Raw genomic sequence first — 4,231 nt, 5'->3', positions numbered from 1 at the left:
GTCGACGCCCGCCCCCGCGCATCGGCCGAAATGCCGGCCGGCGCCCGATTCCCTTGCCGTCAGGCGGCCACTGCAACGGCGCGCGGCCGGACGCCGATCATGATCATCAGCGCCGCCAGAAGCAGCACCGACCCGCTGGCGCCGAACACGCCGATAACGCCGCTCGTATCGAAGATGGCGCCGCCGGCGGCCGCCCCCAGGGCAATGGCGAACTGGATCGCCGCGACGAGCAGGCCGCCGGCGCTTTCCGCCTGGTCGGGAACCGTGCGCGTCAGCCAGGTGGACCAGGCGACGGGCACGGCGCCGAAGGCCAGCCCCCACAGCGCCACCATCACCGTGCCGGCGGCCGGGATGGCTCCAAGGGAGACGAGACCGATCCCGAGCGCGCCCATCAGCAGAGGCATCGTCGTCAGCGTCAGCCGCAGGCTGCGCTCCAGAAGCGGACCGGCCAGCAGGGTGCCGAGGAAATTGGCGATGCCGAAGCCGAGCAGGATGCCCGAGACGGCGCTGATCCCGACCCCGGTGACCGTTTCGAGGAACGGGCGGATGTAGGTGAAGAAGGCGAAGTGTCCGGTGAAGACCAGCATCGCGGCGACCATGCCGAGGCCGATGCCCGGGCGCATCAGCACGTCGATCAGGGTGCGCATGCGCGTCTGGCCGCTCGGCGCCATGCTGGGCAGCGTCGCAACCTGCGCGACCAGCGTCAGCACGCCCAGCGCGGCGGTGATCAGGAAGACGCTGCGCCAGCCGATGATCTCGCCCAGATAGCTGCCCACCGGGGCGGCGACGATCGTTGCCGCAGCGACACCGCTGAAGATCATCGACAGGGCCCTCGGCACCAGGGCCTGCGGCACGAGCCGCATCGTCACGGCCGCCGACATGGTCCAGAAACCGCCGATCGCCGCCCCCAGCAGCACGCGGCCGAGCAGCAGGAACGGCAGGCTCGGCGCGACGGCCACGAGGAGGCTCGAGACGATCAGGAGCGTGGAAAAGCCGAGCAGCACCAGCCGCCGGTCGATGTTCCTGGTCGCCGCGGAGATGACGAGACTGGTTGCCAGCGCCACCATGGCGGTGGCCGTCACAGCCTGCCCGGCCATCCCTTCGGTGATGTTCAGATCCTGCGCCATAGGGGTCAGCAGGCTGGCCGGCAGGAACTCGGCCGTCACCAGTCCGAACACGCCCAGCGTCATCGAAACGACGGCGCCCCAGGCAGGTTCCTCGCGTTCGCCGGGTGCTTGTGTCCGGTGCACCGTTTCGTCCATCTGTCTGTCCTTTCGCACATGATGTTTTGCGGTGCAGCAGAGATAGAGTGGACTTTTCGGACGCACCATGCCATAAAATCCGAAATGATTGATCGAAACGCCGAAACACGTCCTGCATCGCGAAACGCCGGAACCCGCGCCGACATGGTGAGCGAGTTGCTCATGGGCATGCGCCTGTTCGGTCTCGAATACCGGCGCATCCAGATCACGCCGCCCTTCGGAATCCGCTTCGGTGCCATGGAAGGCCGGGCGCAGTTCCATTTCGTCGGCCGCGGGCCGGTGTTCCTGCGCGGTCCGGGCGCGCAGACACACACGATGAACGCGGGAGATGCCGTCCTGCTGCCGCGCGGCGGCATGCACGCCCTCACCTCCGATCCCGAAATGCCATGCCGCGACGTGACCGATTTCCATGCCGATCCGCTGTGCGGCAGCGTCACCGCGATCAATTCCTGTTCCGATGGCGTGTGCCGGTCCTCCGATGCGATGGTCTTCAGCGGCTGCATGGAGTTCGACCTCGGCAGCATGCACCCGCTCGTCGCGCTGATGCCCGAGGTGATGGTCGTCAGCACCCTCCTCGACCGCTATCCGGAGATCCTGCCTCTGCTGGAGGCCATGGAGCGCGAGACGCAGGGCGACCGGGCCGGCTTCGCCGGCATCCTGGCGCGGCTTGCCGACGTCGTCTCCGCCTTCATCGTCCGGGCCTGGGTGGAGTGCGGTTGCGGGGATGCCAGCGGCTGGGTGGCTGCCCTGCGCGACCCGCGCCTCGGGCGCGTCATCGCCGCCCTCCACCGCGACCCCGGCCGAAACTGGAGCGTCGCGGACCTGGCCTCGGAAATGGGCAGTTCGCGCTCGGTCTTTGCCGATCGCTTTCTCGAAATCACCGGTATGACGCCGGTCCGCTATCTGACGGAGTTGCGCATGCGGCTCGCCTCCCAGTGGATCGGGCGCGACCGGATGCCGATCGAAACGGCCGCCCACCGCCTCGGCTACGGGTCGCAGGCCGCCTTCAGCCGCGCCTTCAAGCGGGTGATCGGCCATCCGCCCGGCGCGGTCCGCAGCGGCGCCGCGCTGCAGGATCAGCCCGGCTCACCTCCTCCCGCTTGAGCTGCGACATCTACAGGAAACACGAACGCGTTGGCCTTCGGGGTTGTCTTTCGACACCATCGTGATAAGAACAAAAGAGGAACCAAGGAGGCTATCATGCGTGAGACCGGCAAGCTCGACTATCTGGAAATGCCCGCTGGCAACGGCACGATCGACAGCGTCAAATCCTTCTACGCCCGGGCCTTTTCCTGGTCCTTCACCGATTACGGGCCGAGCTACTCGGCTTTCAGCGAAGGGCTGGACGGCGGCTTCGACGGCAATCCGGATGAAGCGGCGCGAAAGCCGCTTCCAGTGCTCTATTCCACGGAACTTGAGGCCACGTTGAAGGCAGTCGAGGACGCCGGCGGAAACATCGTCCGGCCGATCTTTTCCTTCCCCGGCGGCCGCCGCTTCCATTTCACCGATCCGGCCGGAAACGAGCTTGCGGTGTGGAGCGAGACATAACCGCCGTCGTCGCCGATGCTGGATCCGGCGCACCGGCCATGCAGGCCGAGATGCTAGCTTGCCTCGCGCAGGCGCTCGGCCGTCTGCAGATCGACCGAGACCAGCTGGCTGACGCCCTGCTCGGCCATGGTGACGCCGAACAGCCGGTTCATGCGCGCCATGGTGATCGGATTGTGGGTGATGACGACGAAGCGGGTCTCCGTTGAGGCCGCCATCTCGTCCATGAGATTGCAGAACCGCTCGACATTGTGATCGTCGAGCGGGGCGTCCACCTCGTCCAGCACGCAGATCGGTGCCGGATTGGTCAGAAACACGGCGAAGATCAGCGCCATCGCCGTCAACGCCTGCTCGCCGCCGGAGAGCAGCGTCATGGTCTGCGGCCGCTTGCCGGGCGGGCGGGCGAGGATTTCGAGACCCGCCTCGAGCGGGTCGTCGGATTCGATCAGTTGCAGTTCAGCCGTGCCCCCACCGAACAGATGCGTGAACAGGCGCTGGAACTGCTCGTTGACCACCTCGAATGCTGCCAGCAGCCGCTCGCGGCCCTCCTTGTTGAGGTTCTGGATCGCCAGCCTCAGCTTGCGGATCGCCTCGATCACGTCCTCGCGTTCGGAGATGATGGTCTCGTGCCGCTCGCTGAGCTCGGCCTGCTCCTCCTCGGCCCGCAGGTTGACGGCGCCAAGCCGCTCGCGCTCCATCTTGTAGCGCTCCAGGCGGCGCTCAACCTCGTCGATCTCCGGCAATGGCGCATCCGGGGCAAGCTCGGCAAGCGCCAGCACCCGATGCGGCGGCACGTTCAGCACCTCCTGGATGCGCGCTTCCGCCTCGCGCCGGCGCTCCTCCGCCGCCGTCACCCGCTCCTCGGCGCGGGCCCGGTTCTCGCGCGCCGACGACAGGGCCTGAATCATGTCCGTCGCCTTCCTGTCGAGCTCGGCCTGGCGGTTCTCCGCCTCCTGCAACCGGTCCGCAGCCTGCCGGCGCACGCTCTCGGCCTGCGAAATCTGCGACAGCAGCGCCCGCCCGCGCGCCTCGATCTCGTCCGGCGCGTCCATCAACTCTTCCAGCTCGCGCGTCGTCTCCTCGCGCCGCTCGATCAACGCCGCCGTGTGGCGATCGGCATTCTCGGCGCGCGACTGCCAGCTCCGGCGTTCGGCGGCGATCGCCTCCAGGCGCCGGCGGCGCGCTTCGGTTTCGCGCCGCAGCCCTTCATGCGCGGCCCGGGCCTCGGCAACGGCGGCGCGCCGGTCGGAGACTTCCGCGGCCGTCCTGTCGAGATTTGCCTGCAGATCGCTGATGTCCGGCGTTTCCTCCAGCGCCGCTTCCGCCGCCGCGACGGCGGCGAGGGCTTCCGCATGGTCTTCGGCAACGCGCGCCCGCCCCTCTTCGAGGCCGGCGCGCCGGCTCGACAGCTCGCCGGCCGCCCG

3 protein-coding genes and 1 pseudogene are annotated in these 4,231 nt (G+C 68.2%); 2 read left to right on the top strand and 2 right to left on the bottom strand.

The features are described 5' to 3' along the window. Positions 1 to 59: 59 nt before the first annotated feature. Positions 60 to 1,262 (bottom strand): MFS transporter, encoded by a 1,203-nt coding sequence (locus NUU27_RS25070; RefSeq protein WP_257765014.1) that lies wholly within the window; start codon positions 1,260 to 1,262, stop codon positions 60 to 62. 84 nt (positions 1,263 to 1,346) lie between these two features. Between NUU27_RS25070 and NUU27_RS25065 the strand changes: the two genes are divergently transcribed. Together NUU27_RS25065 and NUU27_RS25060 are read left to right on the top strand one after the other, a co-directional pair. Beyond that, positions 1,347 to 2,366 carry an AraC family transcriptional regulator gene (locus tag NUU27_RS25065; RefSeq protein ID WP_257765013.1) on the top strand — a complete coding sequence of 340 codons (1,020 nt, stop codon included), beginning with the start codon at positions 1,347 to 1,349 and terminating at the stop codon, positions 2,364 to 2,366. Positions 2,367 to 2,462: 96 nt separating this feature from the next. Then, entirely contained in the window at positions 2,463 to 2,810 is a 348-nt protein-coding gene (locus NUU27_RS25060; RefSeq protein ID WP_257765012.1) for a VOC family protein, read from the top strand. Positions 2,811 to 2,863: 53 nt separating this feature from the next. On the opposite strand, the pseudogene NUU27_RS25055 reads toward NUU27_RS25060, so the two are convergent. After that, a pseudogene (locus tag NUU27_RS25055) lies at positions 2,864 to 4,231 on the bottom strand (chromosome segregation protein SMC); the annotation flags it as partial.

This window comes from Nitratireductor sp. ZSWI3 (genome assembly GCF_024655565.1).
In the GTDB taxonomy this organism is placed as follows: domain Bacteria; phylum Pseudomonadota; class Alphaproteobacteria; order Rhizobiales; family Rhizobiaceae; genus Nitratireductor.
Note: the sequence above shows the minus strand (reverse complement) of the source record. Positions and strands in the feature narration are given on the sequence as shown.